The organism is Nocardioides albus, assembly GCF_014648255.1.
GTDB classification, from domain to species: Bacteria; Actinomycetota; Actinomycetes; order Propionibacteriales; family Nocardioidaceae; genus Nocardioides; species Nocardioides albus.
On the sequence record NZ_BMQT01000009.1, the window covers coordinates 243,862 to 261,441 of the forward strand.

Genomic DNA, 17,580 nt, shown 5'->3' on the forward strand with positions numbered 1-17,580 from the left:
GGATCAGCCGAGTCGCAAGCCGCCCAGCGAGGCTCGCGGGAGCCGCTCCAGCGCGGGCGAGACCGTCTCGGCGATCTCGGCCGGAGCGGGCCGGTCACCGGCGGACGGGGCGAGGCATGCCTCGATGACCTTGACGATCTCGGGCGGCGTACGTCTGGGGAGGTCGCCGGGCCGGGAGACGAGCTGCGGGTAGCGCTCGGTGCGGTCCGCGGCAGAAGGGTCACCATGGGGGAACGGCCTTTCGCCGGTGACGGCGTGGAAGAGGGTCGCGCCCAGCGCCCACACGTCGCTGGCCGAACCGACCTCGCCGCGCTCGCCGGGCTGGCACTGCTCGGGCGCCATGTAGGCGTCGGTGCCGATCTCGTGGCGCAGCGCGGCCGCAGCGGCGACGGGCCGAGCGACGGAGAGGTCGATCAGCCGGGCCGGTGAGCCCATGATCAGGTTGCTCGGCTTGACGTCGAGGTGCACCCAGCCGGAGCGGCGCAGGTAGTGCAGCGCCGAGGCGAGGTCGAGCGCGAGCGGCAGGTACTGCTGCTCGGAGAGGCGCCCGTGGCGGCGGATCAGCGTCGAGAGCCTGGGACCCTCGACATGCTCCATCACCACGTACGGGCGCTCGGCGTCGACGTCCTCACGCAGGCCGCGGACGAGGACCGGGTGCTTGAGCTTCGTCAGGGCGTCGATCTCGCGCCGCAGCGCGTTGCGGCTGGTCTCGTTGCCGACCAGCCCCGGTCGCAGCACCTTGGCCACGACCGGACCGTAGGTGATCTCGTCGAAGGCGAGGAAGGCCTCGTACGACGAGCCGCCCCCGAGCAGCCGCGTCGCGGTCAGCTCGGGGGTGATCGCGTCACCCTGGACCAGGCCCCAGGTGTCGGTCATCGGCGGGCTCAGTCCTGGGTCTTGTCGTTGGTCTTGTCGTTCTTGGTGTCGCCGTCCTTGGTGTTGTCGCGGGTGTTGTCGCGGGTGTTGTCGCGGGTGTTGTCCTTGGTCGCCCGGGTCACGCCGGTCCCGTTGGTGGCGTCGTCGTCGGCACCGTCACGGGTGATGTCGTCCGCGTCGTCGAGGTCGTTGTCGTCATCGTCGTCGACGGCGGTGACCTGCGTGCTCGCCTTCTCCTCACGCTTGGCGAAGTCGTCGTCAGCCGCGGCGCTCTGGAAGGTGATCGCACCGGCGGCGACCACGCCGACCAGGCCGGTGGCGAGCAGCATCGGGAGCTTCTTCATGGTTCGTCCTCTCGGTTGTGCCCCGGGTGTTCCCGGCGCCATATGAGAACCATCTCCACCGGCGGTGAGGTGACCGTGAGACGACCATGAGAGCTCTCTCATCCGCGAGCCGGTTCTGGTCCTGCGGCCGGTGGTGGTAGGAACGTCCCGTGCAAAGCAGCGAGAGGCGCGAGATCGCGCTCAAGGTCGGCGTGCTGGTGCTGGTCGGGGTGCTGATCTCGGTCGCCGGCTACGGCTACTCGCGCTCACGCTTCCGCGAGCACGCCACCGAGCAGGCCGAGACCGCCGCCAGCCGGTTCGCCCGCACCACGAGCTGGACCACGGTCGAGGCGAAGCCGGAGCTGGTGACGCAGTGGGCACAAGCCTGTCCCTCGGTCCAGACCCCGCCCACCGAGAAGACGGCTGACGCACGTGGCCACCTGGAGAAGGTACGCATCACCTCGACCGACCTCACCGAGTCCGGCGCCGTCGTGGAGCTGACGCCCGACGGCGGCCAGTCGGTCTTCACCCTCGTCGTCACCCGCTCCGGGAAGGGCAAGGACGAGGAGTGGCAGGTGACCGAGGTGACCTGCGCAGGCGGCTGAGATAGCCCGTGTGACGCGCGCCTGTGGTGGGTACCACAAAGGTATGGACACCGCTGGACTCACCAACCTGTTGACCCGCCCCGGGCCGTACGCGACTGTCCTGGCCGACGTCAGCCAGGACTCGGAGAACGCGGCCCACGCCAAGGAGCTGCGCGTACGCGCCGCCTGCGAGGAGCTCTCCGCGCAGGGTGCGCCACCGGACGTCGTGGCCCAGGTCTCCGACAGACTGGAGGCCAACGTACGCCTGCCCGCGCCCGTGGCGCGCGTCGTCGTCGCGACCCCTGAGGGGATCGCCTACGACCAGGTCGCCGTCGCCGAGGTGCCGTCCCAGGTCGCGACCTGGGACGCGCTCCCCGATCTCGGCACCTGGATCGCAGCCCGGGACGCCTCGATGTCGTTCGTGCTGGTCCTGGTCGACCACACCGGCGGCGAGATCTCGCTGTGGGACTCGGGACTGCCTCGGCCGACGAGCACGACCACCGTCGAGGGCGACGAGCTCGAGCACGTGCACAAGATCCAGGACAACGTCGGATGGGCAGCCTTCCGCATGCAGCAGACCACGGACAACGTCTGGCGCCACAACGCCGACAAGGTCGCCGACGAGGTGACCAGGCTGGTCCGCGACCACGGCCACGACCTCGTGCTCGTCAGCGGCGACCCGAGCTCGGTGAGCAGGCTGCGCGACGACCTCGCCGACCTACCCGTCGAGGTCGTCGAGCTGTCGAGCGGGCAGCGCGCCGCCGACGGCGGCGAGCACGCCCGTGACGACGCGATCCGCAGCGCGCTGATGGACCGCGTCGTACGCCGCCGCACGGCGCTCGTCCGGCGCCTCGAGGAGGCCTGGGGCAGAGGGGACCGCGCGGCCACCGGCGTACGTGACGTCGCGGACGCCTTCGTCACCGGCCGCGTCGAGACCCTGCTGATCGACCCCGACGCCCTGGCCGGCCACACGCTCGACCCGGCGGATCACCCGGGCCTCACCTTCGGCGAGGCTCCCGTCTCAGGTCCGGTCGAGGCCGGCGAGGCGCTCATCGCCGCAGCGGTCCTCACCGACGCCGAGGTGTGCGTCCTGCCCGCCGGCGTGCTCGGCGACGCACCGGTGGCCGCCCTGCTGCGCTGGGCCTGAGCCGGCTCGACCTCAGCGGCTCGAGCTCAGCGGCGCCAGGCTCTGATCTTGTCCGGCTCGGGGTCGGGAGACTCGGTGGCCGCCCAGACCTTGCGCCACTCGGCGATCTCCTCGCCGGCCGGGTCGGGGGTGCGGTCCTCGGCCGCCCGGCGCATCGAGGCGTACCAGTCGGTGGCGTCCTCGTCGAGCAGGCGCGAGACCGCCGACCGGATCCGGGGCGCGAACTCGCGCACCGACTCGCCGTCGGTCGGGCGGAGCGGGTCCCCGAAACGTACGGTCAGCTGGCGTCGGCCGCCGGCCTTGTCCTTACCGGGCCAGCTCACCCCACGCGGCATCGCCGCGTAGGTGCCTCGATGGGCGATCGGGACGACAGGGACGCCGTACTCGATGGCCAGGTAGGCGGCACCGGACCGGAACCGGCCGACGGTGCCGTCCTTGGAACGGGTGCCCTCCGGGAAGACGACCAGCGACCAGCCGTCGGCGAGCACCTCACCGGGCGCGTTCGCGAGCGCGCCCCCGCGGCGGTCGATCGGCAGCGTGTTGAAGACCAGCGAGGAGCCCACCGCCCGCCACCAGGTGTCGAAGAAGTAGTCGGCCGCGGCCGCCACCGCCGTACGCCGCCGCCACTCGTCCGGGAGGCTCAGCAGGATCAGCGGGGTGTCCAGGTGGGAGGCGTGGTTGGCCACGAAGATCACCGGCCCGTCGAGCCGCTCGAGCACGTCGAGCCCCTCGACCTGGGTCTTCACCTGCGACCGGAAGACCGCCTCGAGCCCCGCCTGGGCCACCTCCCGGACCGCCCGCGCGGCCGGCTTGCGCGACCACTCGTTGTCGAAGACCGTCGTCGTCGCCGGCGGCACGAACGGCTCCGCCGACCGCGGCACCTGCGCCCGGTGTCCCCACCGCCAGCCCCGCTTCATGAGGCGTACGTCGCGGGCGGTGTCCTTCCAGAAACTGCTCATGCCGACCACCCCGCCCCCGCTGGTCGAGCCGCCCCCGCTGGTTGAGCCGCCGGAGCCGCTAGGCGGAGGCGTGTCGAAACCAACACGGTCCCCTCCGCGCTCGATTCGACTGTGTTGGTCTCGACACGCTCGCTGGCGCTCGCGGCTCGACCAGCGGTGATGGCGCTCATCGGACGTCCGCCAGCAGGTGCGGAGGGTTGCGGAGATAGGTGATCGACGGGGACGGCCCGACGGTCGAGCTCGCCATCTCCAGCGCATCGCGCAGGGTCGACGCCGACCGGAAGCCCATCCGCGCGGCAGCCTTGGGGTTGCCGCCGACCCAGATCACGTCGCCGAGGTGGTCGAGAGCGTGCGCGATCCAGTACCACATGTAGAACGGGTGGACGCCGTGGTAGGCGTTCGAGGTGCGGTAGAGGTGGACGTACCAGGGATCGGTCGCGAACTGCTCCTCGAACTTCGGCCCGATCAGCGCGGGGTCGGTGGTGTCGGCCAGCACCTCCTCGTAGAAGTCCACGTAGGAGGGGTGGGTGAGGGTGTTGAAGCCCTCGTCGAGCGGGTGGTAGAGGATCGCGACGCCACCCTCGCGCACGACCGGCTGCCGAAGGTAGGAGTTGAAGTAGTAGCCCAGCCCCATGCAGGCGGCCAGGATCGGGTTCATGGTCGAGTTGACGTTGTAGGGGCCGAGGTAGGGCACACCCATCACCATCACGTCGGACTGGCCCTCGACCTTGACCCGCTGCTGCTGGTGGACGCGCTGCACCGTCAGCTCGTGCACCGGCTCGACGGCACCGGCGGTGATCCCGGTCAGCCCGTAGTTGGACCGCAGGTCGTGGAACATCTTGTGACGCATCTTCTGCGGTGCGACCGCCAGCCCGCGGCGCAGGCCGAGCACGGTCGCCTGGTCGCGCAGCGACCACTCCCACTCGCGCTTGAGCAGCGTGTCGTACGGCTTCCCGAAGACCTCGTTGTCGAGCGTCGTCTCGATCTGGAAGACCTTGACGTGCTCCCCGATCAGCCGCCCCATCCGCCAGGCGGAGGAGTGCATCTCGGAGTGCTTGTGGTCCATGAACGAGCGCGAGTGCACCATCGTCTTGGCGTTGTGGTGGTGCTTGATCGACTTGTAGGACGCCAGCCCGATGCCGACCGACTTGTGGCCGCCGTCCATCGCGACGAGGTTGACGTTGACGTAGATCAGCAGGTCGGAGGTGGCCGCCCGCTTGTTGATCTCGACGTCCTCGCCCTTCTCGGTCTGCCCCATGTGCTCGAGGTTGGACCGGTCCTCGGCGTCGTGGTTGTAGAGCTTTCCGGAGGGTGCGAAGCTGCGGAAGACGCGCTCGCCGACGATGTGCCTCATCTCGGCGTCGGTCATCCGGCGGTGCAGGGCCAGCGCCGCGATGATCTCGACGTCGTCGACGCCCTTCTCCGCCGCGATCGTGAGCACCTGCTCGATGATCCTGCCCCTGATGTCGGGGGCCTTCATGGTCGGCAGCGGCAGGGAGAGGTCGTCGAAGGCGATCGTGAGCCGCATTCCCGGGAACATCAGCTCGCGCAGCGGCTCGGAGTCGACCGGGTTCTCCAGCGACTCCCGGATCGCCTCCTCGACGTCGGGCACCGTCGGCAGCGACTCCGGCGGGTAGATCACCCGGGTGCCCTGCGGGAACTCCTCGAGCCGGAACCCGAGCCCCTCGTGGACGAGCAGTGGCGGCGTACGGTCGTCGACCTCGAGCACGAAACCTGGCCGAGTCATCGATGAGTCTCCTTTGGACGACGGATCATTTGGTCTGGCGGGGGTCGAAGGCCACCTTGACGGTGCCGAGACGACCGGCTGAGTGGGCATGGTCCAGGGCCTCGCGCCAGCGGTGGAGCGGGTAGGGCGCGACGGTCTTGGCAAGGCGGCACATGGCGTCGTGGCCGACCAGGTCGAGCGCGGTCGCGAAGTCGCCGGTCCCGCGGGAGGACGCGTACGTCCCGACGACCTCCAGCTCTCGGAACCAGGCCGCTGACAGATCGGCCGAGGCGGGCATCCCGGAGAGCACCACACGGCCACCGGCGCGAGTGGCGTGCAGACAGGTCTGCAGCGACTCCTTGGTGCCGACGGCGTCGACGGTCACGTCGACCCCACCGAGCAGGTAGGGCGCCGCCATCATCTCCGGCTCGATCATGAAAGCGCTGGTCGCACGCCTGATCCGGCGCAGCGTCTCGCTCGGTGCGACCACTTCGGTGGCGCCGAACTCCAGCGCCAGCTCGCGCTGGTGGGCGTGCTTGGCGACGACCAGGATCTCGCCGGCGTCGGTGAGCTCGCGCAGCGCGAGCGTGGCCAGCAGCCCGACCGCCCCGGCGCCCGAGACCAGCACCCGATCACCCGGCCTGACCGCGGCCCTTCGCGCCGTGTGGACCGCACAGGCGACCGGCTCGGCGAGCAGCGCCTGCTCGTCGGAGTAGCCCTCCGGCACGACGTGGAGCTGAGAGCGGTGCACCGAGAGCTGCTGCGACCAGCCGCCGCCGGTGTCGTGGCAGAACCCGGTCTGCAGCCCCGAGGAGATGTCCCCGACGGTGATCCGGGAGCACCGGTTGGTCTCTCCTCGCGCACAAGCCTCACAGGCGTCGAGGCCACGCGCGGCACAGGTCAACACCGGGTCGACGACCACGCGGGTCCCCGCCTCGAGATCCCCGCAGGGATCGAGCAGCTCGCCCACGATCTCGTGGCCGGGGACGAACGGCAGGCTCACCAGGGGCTGGAAGTAGAGGCTCGTCCTCCCCGACAGCATCCCCAGGTCGGACCCGCAGATGCCGGAGAGGGAGACCCGCAGCCGAGCCCATCCCTCGTGCTCGACCTTCGGCGCGTCGAGCGTCACCATCCGCAACGGCGCCGCGGCGCCGGTCAGCAGCAGCGGCAAGCGTCCGCCGGCGACCTTCCCCAGCGCCGTCTTGGCGACGCTGCGGTACATCTCGAGCGCGAGCATCAGTGCCTCCCCGCCGGGTCGAGCGTACGGGTCGCATGCGCAGGCGACTCCCAGTCGACGATCGTCCAGTGCGACCTCTTGGCGTGCCGGAAGAGGGGTACGTCGGGACGGACCGCGACCGGGCGCCCGACCGCCGCGAGCAGCGGGAGGTCGGAGTGTGAGTCGGCGTAGGCGAAGCAGTCGGCGGGCGAGATGCCCTCGCGGCGGGTCCACTCCCGGACGAACGCACCCCGCGACTCACCGACCAGCGGCGAGGCGGACAGGTGGCCGGTGCAGACCCCGCGGTCGTCGATGGCCAGGTCGGCCGCCTCGATGTGGTCGAACAGCGGCATCAACGGCCTGGTCAGCGGTCGGATCGCACCGGTGACCAGCACCGTCACGTGCCCTGCAGCGCGGTGCTCCCGGATCCGTCGGACCGCGTCCGGGGCCAGGCGCCCGAGGATGTGCGTGGTCAGGTGCTCGTCGACGAGCTCGTCCAGGTCGGAGAGCCGCGCGCCAGCGTACTCCCGATAGACCGTACGCAGCAGCGTGCTCCGCTCCGCGCGGTCCGCCCACACGTACTTGGGCACCTTGCCCGCCACCCGCGCGATCTCCGCCGCCTTGGCCGTGCCGGAGAGCTCACCGAGCCGCAGCCACAGATAGGTCTCGATCACGTTGGAGGACATCAGCGTGCCGTCGAGGTCGAAGAAGGCGGCGACCCGGCCGCCGTCGGCAGCGGAGCCTGTGCCTTCGGTGGTCGAGCTTGCCGAGACCTGCGGCAGGGCACCGGCGACCGGTCGCTTCCGCAGCTTGCGCAGCTCGTCGAGATCACGGACCGGCTTGGTCACCGAGGGCACGTGGATGTCGTGGAGATAGGCGTGCCAGTCGATGACCGCGGTGTCGAAGGCGAACGTCTCCTGGTCGGCCGGCGACAGCGACCGGTAGAGCGAGAGCGTGTTGGTGTCGACGAAGCGCAGGTCGGCCTGGGCGTATTCCTTGTAGAGGTCCAGGTAGCGCCGCAGGAACTGCAGGCGCCGCCCCTGCCGGTCCAGGTCGCGGGCCCAGCCCCGGGTCCGGTCGCTGCGCGGCGCCAGCCCGAGGAGGGTGTCGGCGATCTTGTGCACCTTCTCCCCGGTGGCCATCAGCCGCTCGACCGAGGCCCCGCCCTGGAAGGTCCACTCCGGCAGCCTCGCCGCACCCCGGTCACCTGCTGCGAACGGCTCCTTCTCGAAATAGGCGCGCACGCTCTCGTAGAGCATCCCGAAGGTGAGCGGGTTGCGGTCGCCGGAGGCGAGATGGAAGTAGGCCGGCTTCCCCGGCTCCGGTGGGTGTGCCAGACAGGCCACGATCGAGGCGACGACATGGTCGACCGGCACGATGTCGGCGGTCGTGTCGGCGGCTGCGGGGAAGAGCGGAAGCTCGCCGCGTCCGTAGGCCAGGATCAGCGGCTCGGCCATCTTGAAACCCTCGATCCAGCCCGGATACGGGCGGGCGAGAGACGACTCGATGATCGCCGGACGGTAGATCGTCGCCCGCCGCCCGGTCGCGGCATAGCCCTCGACGACCCGCTCCCCCAGCGCCTTGGTGAAGGTGTAGCAGTCGGTCCAGCCCAGCGAGCGCGCCCGCTCGGTGCCGAGGCGTACGAGCTCCTTCTTGACCCACTGCTTGCGCGCCTCCTCGGCGGCAGCGGCGGCCGTCATCATGCCCGCGCGACCGTGCTCGCGCTCGGCCTGCTTGCGCAGCTTGGAGATCACCTCGACGCTGCGCGAGCGTTCCTCGACCGCTGCACGCTGCGCCAGCCCCCAGGCGAGCTCGGCCTCGACGTCGACGGAGTGGTCGACAGGGCCCTCGGGGATGTGTCCGCGGCGTCGACCGGAGACGTACGCCGTGGAGACGTGCAGATAGTGGACGTCGCGACCGGTCTCCTCGATCCGCCTGAGCAGCTCACGCACACCGACGACGTTGGTGATGAACCCCTCGTCGACCGGCGGGTCGAAAGAGACGTCGCCCGCGGAATGCACCACGGCGTCCAGGTCACCGGGCAGCGCGGGTGGATCGGAGAGATCGCCCTCGACGACGTTCACCTCCGCGTCCGCGACCGTCTCGAAGATCGGCTTGGCCAGCATCTTCGCGATCCGCTCGGCTCCCGAGATCGACCCCTTGGGTCGGACGAGGACGCTGAGGCGTACGTCCGGCACCTCGGTCAGCAGCAGATGCAGCAGCGCCTCGCCGACGAACCCGGTCACCCCGGTGAGCAGCACATGCTGTCCCGCAAGCCTCTCCCGGATGGAGGCCCGGGTGTCGTCCTGGTTGGTTCCCTGCTCTAGGTCCGAGGTCACGGATGTGATTGTGCCCGCTCGAGGCAACCCCCGGGACTCCTTTTCCGGGCTCGACCTGAGAAACTGCATGGAACACCGAACCCGAGGAGACACACGTGTCGAGGAAGCTGCTCAGCGCCGCGGCCGTCCTCTTCGCGACCGCTCTCGCGGGCTGCGGCTCCGGGGACCCCACCACCAGCAGCCCCGGGCCGAGCCCCGCGACCTCCTCACCCGTCGAGGCCGGTGGCCCTTGCCTCTTCGAGCCTGCCCAGGTCGCCAGCGCCATCCCCGGAGTCTGGGACAACACCGCTGACGACGACGTCTGCACCTACACCAGCGACCGGGGCGCGATCTTCGTGACCACCCTCGTCGACACCGCCGTCGAAGCGGGCCTCGACGCGAGCCGGAAGGCCTGCATCGCCTCTCCCTCGCCTGTCGAGATCGGCGACCGCGCGTTCGTCTGCATCGAGAATCACGACGATGGCGACCTCGTCGTCGGCAATGTCGCCATCGGCAGCCGGCTCTGGTCCCTAGTCATCGTTCCTGACGAAGGCGTCCATGATGCGGAGCTGAGCGCCATGGGTCGCCTGGTCGAGATGGTCGCCGACTCCTAGCCCCAGCCCGCCGAGACGTCACTTTCTGAGCGCGAGAGGTCAGTTTCTGGGGTCGAAGCGTCGGTTTCTGGCGTCATCAGAAACCGACGCCTCGTCGTCAAGAACTGACCCCTCGGCGTCAGAAAGTGACGGCTCGGCGTGTCACGGAAGGTCGAGGAAGGCGTACTGGGCGACCTTGTGCGGAAGCTGAACGACAGGGCCGCGTTTGAAACCGTAGTCGTCGAGCCTGGCGAGGGAGGCCTCGTTGGAGGCGTCGGGCTCGACGACGGCGCGGCGGGCGCCGGACTTGGAGATGACCTCCTCGATGAAGAACTCGAGGACCTCCTCCGTCCGGCCCTTGCGGGTCGGGGTGTCGGCCAGGAAGAGGTGGACGCCGATGTCGCCGGGGCGGCGATCGTAGAAGGTGCCGAGCTCGTCGACCTCGGGATCCCAGGTCTGGAAGAGCGCGACCGGATCTCCGTCGAGCTCGACGATGTACGCAGCCAGATGGGGCTGCTCCTGCAGCCACGTGTAGATCTCCTCGATCTCCCCGCGCGGCTTCTCGACCATGCCCCAGAACTGGGCCCGATCGTCGTGCAGCCAGTCGCACAGCAGATCGATGTCGGCCGACGGCTTCAGGTCACGAATGGTTAGGGGCATGTCTTCTCCTCGGTGAGCAGGGACCAGTCGGTGACGACGCGGACCGCGCCTCCGCGGGCCCAGGTGTCGTGCTGATCGGTGTGGTGGGGGTCGTCCGGGTCACCACTGACACCCAGCGGTACGACCCAGCGGCTGTTGTCGCGGTCGGCCAGGTCCCAGGCGTAGCGCGCCACCGAACCCCGGACGGTCACGGAAGTGCCTGGGATCCAGGCGTTGCAGCGGACGGTGTCGGTGTCACCGGGCAGCGGGGTGGCGGGGGCGGTCCGGGTGTGCGGGAGGTCGAACTGCTCCAGCGCGTGCAGCGGCCAGAAGCGGTGTTGATCCGGCCAGGTCGTCGGCTCAGGGTCGGCGTCACGTACGGCCTTCGCCGCGTCGGCGACGAGCGCTCGCGGGTCCAGACCGAAGGGCTTCTCCGCGGCCAGGATGATGTGCAGGGCGCTGGCCACCCGCGCGGACAGGCTGAACCACGGCTCATAGAGAGGGCCGTGCTCCGACGGCTCCCGCAGCGGCGCGAGGACTGGTGCGGCGCAGATCCGGTCGACGACCTCGGCTCGCAGCGCGGCGTACCAGGCCGCACCGGGTGAGCCGTCCATCGCGCCGTCCCACTCGGCCAGGCCCCGGGGGTGCAGGTCGACCGGGACCAGCGCGAGCAGCGGCGCGCCCGCGGTCTGGGTGGTGTCGGCGAGCACCGCCACCGCGTGATCCGCGTCGAGAGGACCGGCTTCGTCGAGGAGCTGCGCAATCCGGTGCGCGCGGAACGGCGGCGCGAATCCGGCCGCGAGCACGTCGAACTCCGGCATGCATCGGTCGTTGGCGGTCACGACAGAGCCGTCCGTAGACGCCGTGCGCCGGGGCAGCGGGTCGACCCAGCCGGTCCACTCCCCCGCCTCGTCGCGCCGCGGCACCCGGCCGCCGGCGGTGTGGACGACGTCGCCCGCCACGTCGGCGATCACCCAGTTGTTGACCGGCTCGACCCAGCGCTCCACGGCGGCCTCGACATCCGCGACGGATCGGGCCCGCAGCAGCGGCAGCAGCGCCCCGAAGCCGAGGTCGCCGAGCTCGTGGCCGGGTGAGCGCAAGACCTCTCCCCAGCCTTCGTCGGAACCGCCGAGGACCACCGGCCCGCGGTCGGTCTCCAGCACCTCGACCTCGACCGGCTCCTGGCCGCGTACGAGCACCGTCTCCACGCTGCGTCGCACCACCTCGCTGCCCGAGCGCAGGTCGACGCGGTAGAGATCCTGGTAGTCGGCCATCGCGTTGGTGATCCCCCACGCGACCTGACCGGCGTGCGCGAAGTGCTGCACGCCAGGTATGCCGGGGAAGGTCATCCCGACCACGTCGAAGGCGTCGTCGGGGTCGGTGCACGCCAGGCGCACCTGGAGATAGACGTTGGGCGCCTCGAAGACCCGGTGCGGATCACCGGCCACGATCGGCGCGCCGGCTCGGGTGCGGCCGCCGCCGACGGCGTACGCGTTGGAACCGCCGGACAGTCCCCCGGTCAACCCTTCGGTGCGGAACAGCTCGGCGTCGGCTCCGAGCACCCGCGCCGCCCGGGCGCTGAAGAGCTTCGAGGGGAACGACCCGAAGAGGATCTGCTGCACCCAGAACACTGCCAGCGGCGTCCACGGCTGCCAGGTCCCCGGCGCCGGCCCGAGTCCATCTGGCCCGTCGAGCTCCGGACACGAAGCCCCCTCCAGCCCGGAGCGGACCCCCGAGACGTACGCAGTCAGGAACTCTTGGGTCTCCTGATCGAGCCGCTCGAACGACTCCCGTGCGACCGCTTCCAGCCGGGCACGGCGCGCGAAGGTGTCCCACCCGACCCCGGCCGGGCCGAGCAGCTCGGCGGCGCGGCCCTCGCCGCGCAGCCGCTCGATCTCCAGCTGCCACGCGCGGTCTCGCGCGGTGGCCCAGCCCTGCAGCCGGGCGACCTCGGTCAGCGAGGCACCGCGTACATGCGGAATTCCCCACTGATCTCGCCAGATGCTCATGCGTCCGCCCTGGATGCTGACCGAGTTACCTCGGTGAGTGCACACTTCCTTCGCCGAACTCCACGAAGGAAGTGACCGCTGACCGAGTTACCTCGGTGAACATCCGCCCCGCTCATGCGATCGGGTTGGCCAGCGTGCCGGCGAACATGAGCGACTCGGCCTGGTCGGTGATGTCGACCATCTGCAGGGTGTTGCGCAGCTGGAGCCGGTTGAGGCACGAGTGACGGAAGCGCGGGCGGAGGAAGTCGTAGCGCGCGACCGCATCAGCCAGCTCGGGGTGGTCCGCGGCGTGGTCGACGATGCAGGCTCGCGTCTCGGCCCAGAACTCGGTCTCCGGCAGCACCCCCTCATCATCGAGGATCGCGGCGACGTAGCGCAGCACTCCGTCGAAGATGTCGGTGTGGACGGCCAGCGCCTTCACATCGTCCGGGAAGGAGCCGCGGATCCGGGAGACCTCCTCCGGCAGCGGCAGATCGCCCATCACCGCCACCTCCTCGCCGATGTCCTTCATGAACATCCGCACCGGGACGTGGTCGCGCAGCACCATCACCAGGTTCTCGCCGTGCGGCATGAACGCCAGGTCGTACGCCAGCAGGCAGTGCACCAGTGGCCGCAGGTAGGCGTCGAGGTAGCTGCGCACCCACTCCCGGGCGGGCAGCCCGGAGGCGCGGACCAGCTCGGCCGCGTACGAGGCGCCGGCGGCGTCGCGGTGGAGCAGCGCCGCCATCGTCGCGCACCGCTCACCCTCGGAGAGGCGTGGCACCGGCGACTCCCGCCACAGCGCGGCGATCATCTTCCGGTAGGGCGACGGGTTCGGCAGGGCGTGGAAGATGTCGCCGGTCCAGCCGATCGAGGCCAGCTCGCGCAGCACTCCGAAGCCCCGCTCCTTCAGCTCCGCGTCGCCCTCGACCAGGTCGGCGACCCAGTCGTTGATGACCGGGGTGGCCGCCATGTAGGCCGGCGAGAGCCCCCGCATGAAGCCCATGTTCTGGATCGACAGCGCGGTCTTGACGTAGTGCCGCTCGGGACGACTGGTGTTGAAGTACGTCCGGATCGACTGCTGCGGGCGGTGGACGTCCTCACCCTCGCCGACCAGCACGATCCGGCGCGCGGCGACGTCGGTGGCGAAGGTGACCGCCAGCTTGTGGCGCCACTGCCACGGGTGGACCGGCAAGTAGCGGAACCCGTCCGGATCGAGCCCCAGCCCGCGCAGCTTCGCCGCGAACCGGGCCAGCGTCGCCTCGCCGAGCTCGGACTCGTAGAGCGCTCGCTCGTCCTCGCCACGACCCAGAGCCAGGTGGGACTGGTCCCGCGAGACGGCGACCCACACCAGGCTCAGGTCGTTGCTCGTCTCCGGCGCCCAGCGCGCGTGGTCGTCGATGTCGAAGCCGATCCGGCCGTTGTTGGCGACGAAGGCCGGGTGGCCCTCGCTCATCGCGCCCTCGACGCTCTGGTGATCGGCGTCGACCAGGTCGGCGGCCGTCAGCGTCTGGTGCTCGAGCTTCCAGCAGGCTGAGGCGATGGTGGCCGCCAGCTCCTCCAGGTAGGTCGGCAGCAGCTTGCCCGGGATCCCGAGATCGGGCGCGAACTCGGCGACGAACGCCTGCGCGTCGACCTCGGCCTCCACCCCTTCAGCCCGCCGTACGATCGAGGCCGGGTCCACGACCCAGTGCTCGAGCTGGAAGCGGCGGGCGGCGAAGGTGTAGGTCGAGGACGGCCCCTGCAGCTCCCAGCCCGTGTCGGTCGCCACAGGGGCGATCATCCGCTCGTGGCTAAACTCTGCGATCGCCTTGGCGACCAGGTGGCGGTGCGCGACGCGCAGGTTCTCCGGGCGCAGGTGGGCGGCTGCGTACATCTCCCGGGTGCAGACGGAGAGCATCGCGGTCTTCTCGCCGATGCTGATCTCGCGCAGCTCGACGAACCCCGCCTCGGTGTTCTTGCGGCGGATCGGCTCGTTGCGTACGTCCGGCTCGACCACCACGCGACGCACGCCGGGGTCCGCGAAGCAGTGCCGCATGACGGCCCGGAAGACCCGCGTCGTGTAGCCGGAGACCGGCTCGCCGGAGGTGGGCGCGACCAGCACGTGCATGCCCAGGTCGCCCTGCTCCAGGTCGGGCACGTGCGTGATCCCCGCGAGCTCGCTGTGCGCGGGATCGTAGGTCTCGACCAGGAATGCCGGCACGCCGTCGACCCGGCCGAGCCAGGCGTCGTGGTGCGGGTGGCCGGCGATGCGCGCGTACTCCGCGGCGACGTCCTCCAGCGTGGCGTCCAGCATCATCCAGTACGCCGAGCGCGGGTGGGTCACCCAGGAGTGGACGGTGGCGAGGTGGGCCTCGATCTGGAGCGGCTCGATCGTGATCCTCATCGGTTCTCCATATCTACGGTGGTCGAGCTTGTCGAGACCCCGGGCTGAATCTTGAAGCGGTCCGGGACGCCGAACTCCTGGAAGGCGACCCGCTTCTCGACCGGGTACGGCTCCCGGCCGAGGATGGCGGCGAGGATCACCGAGCTGCGGTAGGCGCCCATGCCGAGGTCGGGGGCGACGAAACCATGGGTGTGCTCCTCGCCGTTCTGCACCCAGATCTCGCGGTCGGCGGTGTCGACCGAGAAGGTCGAGCTGGCGGCGTAGCGCCCCTGCTCGTCCAGGCGGAGCCGGTCGCGGACAGGCTCTAGGAAGGCCGGGATACCGGCGCGGTAGCCGGTGGCGAGGACGAGCGCCTCGGTCGCCATCTCGTAGTCCTCCTCCTGCTCCACGTGGTGCAGCGCGAGGTGGTAGCCGCTCTCGGTGCGGGTCACGCCGCGTACCTCGGTGTTGGTCAGCAGCGTGGTCTCCGCCGTCTCGGTGACAGAGCGGGTGTAGAGCGCCTCGTGGATCGCGTCGATCGTGTCGCCCGAGATGCCCTTGTAGAGGCTCTGCTGCGCCTTCAGCAGCCGGTCGCGCTTCTCGCTGGGAAGCGCCTGGAAGTAGGCGGAGTACTCCGGGGAGGTCAGCTCGAGGGTGAGCTTGGTGTACTCCATCGAGAAGAACCGCGGGCTGCGGGTCAGCCAGGCCAGCTGGTAGTCGTGGTCGGGCTGAGCGGTCAGCAGGTCGAGGTAGACCTCGGCGGCCGACTGCCCGCTGCCGACGACGGTGATGCTGCGCCGGCTGACGAGCTCGTCCTTGCGGGCCAGGTACTCAGCACTGTGCAGCGCCGGCCCCTCCGCGGCGACGGCCTCGGCCGCGCACTCGGGCACCCGCGGGCTCGTCCCGGTCCCGAGCACCAGCCGCTTTGTCCGATGGGTCTGCGTTCGATCGCCTTGGCCGGAGGCGGTGGTGACGACGTACGTCTCGCCGTCGTGCTCCACCGAGGTCACCTGCTGTCCGAACCGGACAGAGTCCAGCCGCTCGGCGACCCACTGGCAGTACTGGTTGTACTCACGGCGGTGGGGAAGGAAGTTCTCGCGGATGTAGAACGGGTAGATCCGGCCGGTCTGCTTGAGGAAGTTGAGGAAGCTGAACCGCGAGGTCGGGTCGGCCATCGTCACCAGGTCGGCCATGAACGGCACCTGCAGGGTGGCGTCGTCGAGCAGCATGCCCGGGTGCCAGTCGAACCGGTCGCGGGCCTCGAGGAAGAGACAGTCGAGCTCGTCGATCGGGTCGGCGAGTGCGGCCAGCCCGAGGTTGAACGGGCCGAGCCCGATCCCGATCAGGTCGTGGACGCGAGCTGAGTCGGTAAACACAGTCGTGGGCGTGGTCATCGGGCGACCTCCGGAACGGCGCGGCCCAGCGTACGGACCTGCTCGATGATGTCGAGCACGTCCGAGACGGTGGCCTTGGGGTTGAGCAGGGTCAGCTTGAGGAACTGCCGGCCGTCGACCTTGGTGGCCGCGACGACGCTGCGTCCGCCGCTCCACATCTCGGCTCGGATGCGGCGGTTGAGGTCGCCGAGGGCGTCTTCGTCCAGGTGCGGGTCGACGTAGCGGAAGACGACCGTGGAGAGCTGGGAGGGCGTGATGACCTCGATGTCGGGCTGCACGCTGAGGATGTCGTAGACCTCGCGCGCCAGGTCGATCACGGTCTCCAGGTAGGCGCCGATCTGGTCGGCGCCCATCGTGCGCAGCGTCAGCCACAGCTTGAGCGCGTCGAAGCGACGGGTGGTCTGCAGGGACTTGTCGACCTGGTTGGGGTTCTCCGACTCCCGCGGGTTGAGGTAGTCGGCGTACCAGGAGGCGTGCTGCATGGTCGCCAGGTCGCGGACCAGTAGCGCGCTGGAGGAGACCGGCTGGAACCAGGTCTTGTGGTAGTCGATCGTGATCGAGTTCGACCGCTCGATGCCGTCGAGCAGGTGGCGATACCTCGGCGAGGCGAGCAGTCCACCGCCGTACGCCGCGTCGACGTGGAACCAGACGTTGAAGTCCTGGCAGGCGTCGGCGATCGCGTGGAGCGGGTCGATGACACCGAAATCGGTGGTGCCCGCGGTGGCTACGACGGCCGCGGGGACGAGACCGTCGACGACGCAGTCGTCGAGTGCGGCCCGGAGAGCGACGACGTCCATCCGGCGGTCGGCGTCGGTCGGGATCGCGATCGCGGCCGCATCGCCCATGCCGAGCAGACGCGCCGACTTGGCGATGGAGAAGTGGCTGTCCGCGGAGGTGAGGAAGCGCAGCCGGTCCAGAGGTACGCCGCGGCGCTCCGCCTCGCCGCGGGCGAGCAGCAGCGCCTGCAGGTTCGACTGGCTGCCACCGCTGGTGAAGATGCCGTCGCGGGTCGCCTCCGGGTAGCCGGCGCGGGCCGCGGTCCAGTCGATGAGACGACGTTCCATGAAGGTGCCGCCGACGGACTGGTCGAAGGTGTCCATCGAGGTGTTGACCGCCGCGATCAGCAGCTCTCCGACGAGAGCGGGGATGACGACGGGGCAGTTCAGGTGGGCGGCGTAGGACGGGTCGTGGAACCAGACCGCGTCCTCGAGCCACAGCCGGCTGACCTCGGACAACGCAGCGGCGCCGTCCAGGAGCGGGGCGTCGAGGTCCACCTCGTCGACCGGCTTGGCGGCCAGCTCCGGCGAGATCCCGGTGGTGGGTCCGGCGAGCGTGGCGAGCTGGTCGACGAGCAGTCTGATCGCTTCAGTGATGCCGCTGCTGTACTCACGAGCATTGTCGGGGTGGAACAGATGCTCCACGTGCGGTGCGCTCACTGGTCTCCTTCATCCG

14 protein-coding genes are annotated in these 17,580 nt (G+C 70.1%); 3 read left to right on the forward strand and 11 right to left on the reverse strand.

What is annotated here, in order from left to right:
* Positions 1–3: 3 nt before the first annotated feature.
* Entirely contained in the window at positions 4–876 is an 873-nt protein-coding gene (locus IEY84_RS19890) for a serine/threonine-protein kinase (protein WP_183546175.1), read from the reverse strand.
* A gap of 8 nt (positions 877–884) precedes the next feature.
* Complete coding sequence (locus IEY84_RS19895; protein WP_183546177.1) at positions 885–1,220, reverse strand: hypothetical protein; 336 nt, start codon at positions 1,218–1,220, stop codon at positions 885–887.
* Positions 1,221–1,369: 149 nt separating this feature from the next.
* Between IEY84_RS19895 and IEY84_RS19900 the strand changes: the two genes are divergently transcribed.
* Together IEY84_RS19900 and IEY84_RS19905 are read left to right on the forward strand one after the other, a co-directional pair.
* Positions 1,370–1,804, forward strand: a complete 435-nt coding sequence (locus tag IEY84_RS19900) for a hypothetical protein (RefSeq protein WP_183546179.1) — start codon at positions 1,370–1,372, stop codon at positions 1,802–1,804.
* A gap of 43 nt (positions 1,805–1,847) precedes the next feature.
* Entirely contained in the window at positions 1,848–2,930 is a 1,083-nt protein-coding gene (locus IEY84_RS19905; protein ID WP_183546181.1) for a baeRF2 domain-containing protein, read from the forward strand.
* A 26-nt stretch (positions 2,931–2,956) separates the two neighbouring features.
* Here the strand turns inward: IEY84_RS19905 and IEY84_RS19910 are convergent, their stop codons facing one another.
* The 4 genes from IEY84_RS19910 to IEY84_RS19925 all read right to left on the reverse strand — a co-directional run bounded on the left by IEY84_RS19910 (position 2,957) and on the right by IEY84_RS19925 (position 9,170).
* Positions 2,957–3,889, reverse strand: a complete 933-nt coding sequence (locus IEY84_RS19910; protein WP_183546183.1) for a lysophospholipid acyltransferase family protein — start codon at positions 3,887–3,889, stop codon at positions 2,957–2,959.
* 166 nt (positions 3,890–4,055) lie between these two features.
* Positions 4,056–5,636, reverse strand: a complete 1,581-nt coding sequence (gene larAH, locus IEY84_RS19915; protein ID WP_183546184.1) for an NPN-dependent hydroxyacid isomerase, LarAH14/15/16 family — start codon at positions 5,634–5,636, stop codon at positions 4,056–4,058.
* Positions 5,637–5,661: 25 nt separating this feature from the next.
* Positions 5,662–6,852 (reverse strand): zinc-dependent alcohol dehydrogenase, encoded by a 1,191-nt coding sequence (locus IEY84_RS19920; protein WP_183546186.1) that lies wholly within the window; start codon positions 6,850–6,852, stop codon positions 5,662–5,664.
* Positions 6,852–9,170 (reverse strand): HAD-IB family hydrolase, encoded by a 2,319-nt coding sequence (locus tag IEY84_RS19925; RefSeq protein WP_229788858.1) that lies wholly within the window; start codon positions 9,168–9,170, stop codon positions 6,852–6,854. The genes IEY84_RS19920 and IEY84_RS19925 overlap by 1 nt, the downstream gene beginning before the upstream one ends.
* Positions 9,171–9,265: 95 nt before the next feature.
* Here IEY84_RS19925 and IEY84_RS19930 point away from each other — a divergent pair, with 95 nt between their 5' ends.
* Positions 9,266–9,763: a hypothetical protein gene (locus IEY84_RS19930; RefSeq protein WP_183546188.1), complete on the forward strand. Its 498-nt coding sequence runs from the start codon at positions 9,266–9,268 to the stop codon at positions 9,761–9,763.
* Between the two features lie 141 nt (positions 9,764–9,904).
* Here the strand turns inward: IEY84_RS19930 and IEY84_RS19935 are convergent, their stop codons facing one another.
* The 5 genes from IEY84_RS19935 to IEY84_RS19955 form a co-directional block, all read right to left on the reverse strand.
* Entirely contained in the window at positions 9,905–10,402 is a 498-nt protein-coding gene (locus tag IEY84_RS19935; RefSeq protein WP_183546190.1) for a GNAT family N-acetyltransferase, read from the reverse strand.
* Positions 10,393–12,390 (reverse strand): penicillin acylase family protein, encoded by a 1,998-nt coding sequence (locus IEY84_RS19940; RefSeq protein WP_183546192.1) that lies wholly within the window; start codon positions 12,388–12,390, stop codon positions 10,393–10,395. Before IEY84_RS19940 ends, IEY84_RS19935 begins: the two co-directional genes overlap by 10 nt.
* Positions 12,391–12,502: 112 nt before the next feature.
* Positions 12,503–14,755: a GNAT family N-acetyltransferase gene (locus IEY84_RS19945; RefSeq protein ID WP_183546194.1), complete on the reverse strand. Its 2,253-nt coding sequence runs from the start codon at positions 14,753–14,755 to the stop codon at positions 12,503–12,505.
* Positions 14,752–16,128 carry a lysine N(6)-hydroxylase/L-ornithine N(5)-oxygenase family protein gene (locus IEY84_RS19950; protein ID WP_183546196.1) on the reverse strand — a complete coding sequence of 459 codons (1,377 nt, stop codon included), beginning with the start codon at positions 16,126–16,128 and terminating at the stop codon, positions 14,752–14,754. The genes IEY84_RS19945 and IEY84_RS19950 overlap by 4 nt, the downstream gene beginning before the upstream one ends.
* Positions 16,125–17,564, reverse strand: a complete 1,440-nt coding sequence (locus tag IEY84_RS19955) for a pyridoxal phosphate-dependent decarboxylase family protein (protein WP_229788860.1) — start codon at positions 17,562–17,564, stop codon at positions 16,125–16,127. The genes IEY84_RS19950 and IEY84_RS19955 overlap by 4 nt, the downstream gene beginning before the upstream one ends.
* Positions 17,565–17,580: the final 16 nt, after the last annotated feature.

Bases quoted from the DNA above. Each gene is read 5' to 3' on its own strand.
- IEY84_RS19895 (WP_183546177.1), bottom strand. From the start codon at position 1,220: ATGAAGAAGCTCCCGATGCTGCTCGCCACCGGCCTGGTCGGCGTGGTC.
- IEY84_RS19910 (WP_183546183.1), bottom strand. From the start codon at position 3,889: ATGAGCAGTTTCTGGAAGGACACCGCCCGCGACGTACGCCTCATGAAG.
- IEY84_RS19890 (WP_183546175.1), bottom strand. From the start codon at position 876: ATGACCGACACCTGGGGCCTGGTCCAGGGTGACGCGATCACCCCCGAG.
- IEY84_RS19920 (WP_183546186.1), bottom strand. From the start codon at position 6,852: ATGCTCGCGCTCGAGATGTACCGCAGCGTCGCCAAGACGGCGCTGGGG.
- IEY84_RS19935 (WP_183546190.1), bottom strand. From the start codon at position 10,402: ATGCCCCTAACCATTCGTGACCTGAAGCCGTCGGCCGACATCGATCTG.
- IEY84_RS19905 (WP_183546181.1), top strand. From the start codon at position 1,848: ATGGACACCGCTGGACTCACCAACCTGTTGACCCGCCCCGGGCCGTAC.
- larAH (WP_183546184.1), bottom strand. From the start codon at position 5,636: ATGACTCGGCCAGGTTTCGTGCTCGAGGTCGACGACCGTACGCCGCCA.
- IEY84_RS19945 (WP_183546194.1), bottom strand. From the start codon at position 14,755: ATGAGGATCACGATCGAGCCGCTCCAGATCGAGGCCCACCTCGCCACC.
- IEY84_RS19940 (WP_183546192.1), bottom strand. From the start codon at position 12,390: ATGAGCATCTGGCGAGATCAGTGGGGAATTCCGCATGTACGCGGTGCC.
- IEY84_RS19950 (WP_183546196.1), bottom strand. From the start codon at position 16,128: ATGACCACGCCCACGACTGTGTTTACCGACTCAGCTCGCGTCCACGAC.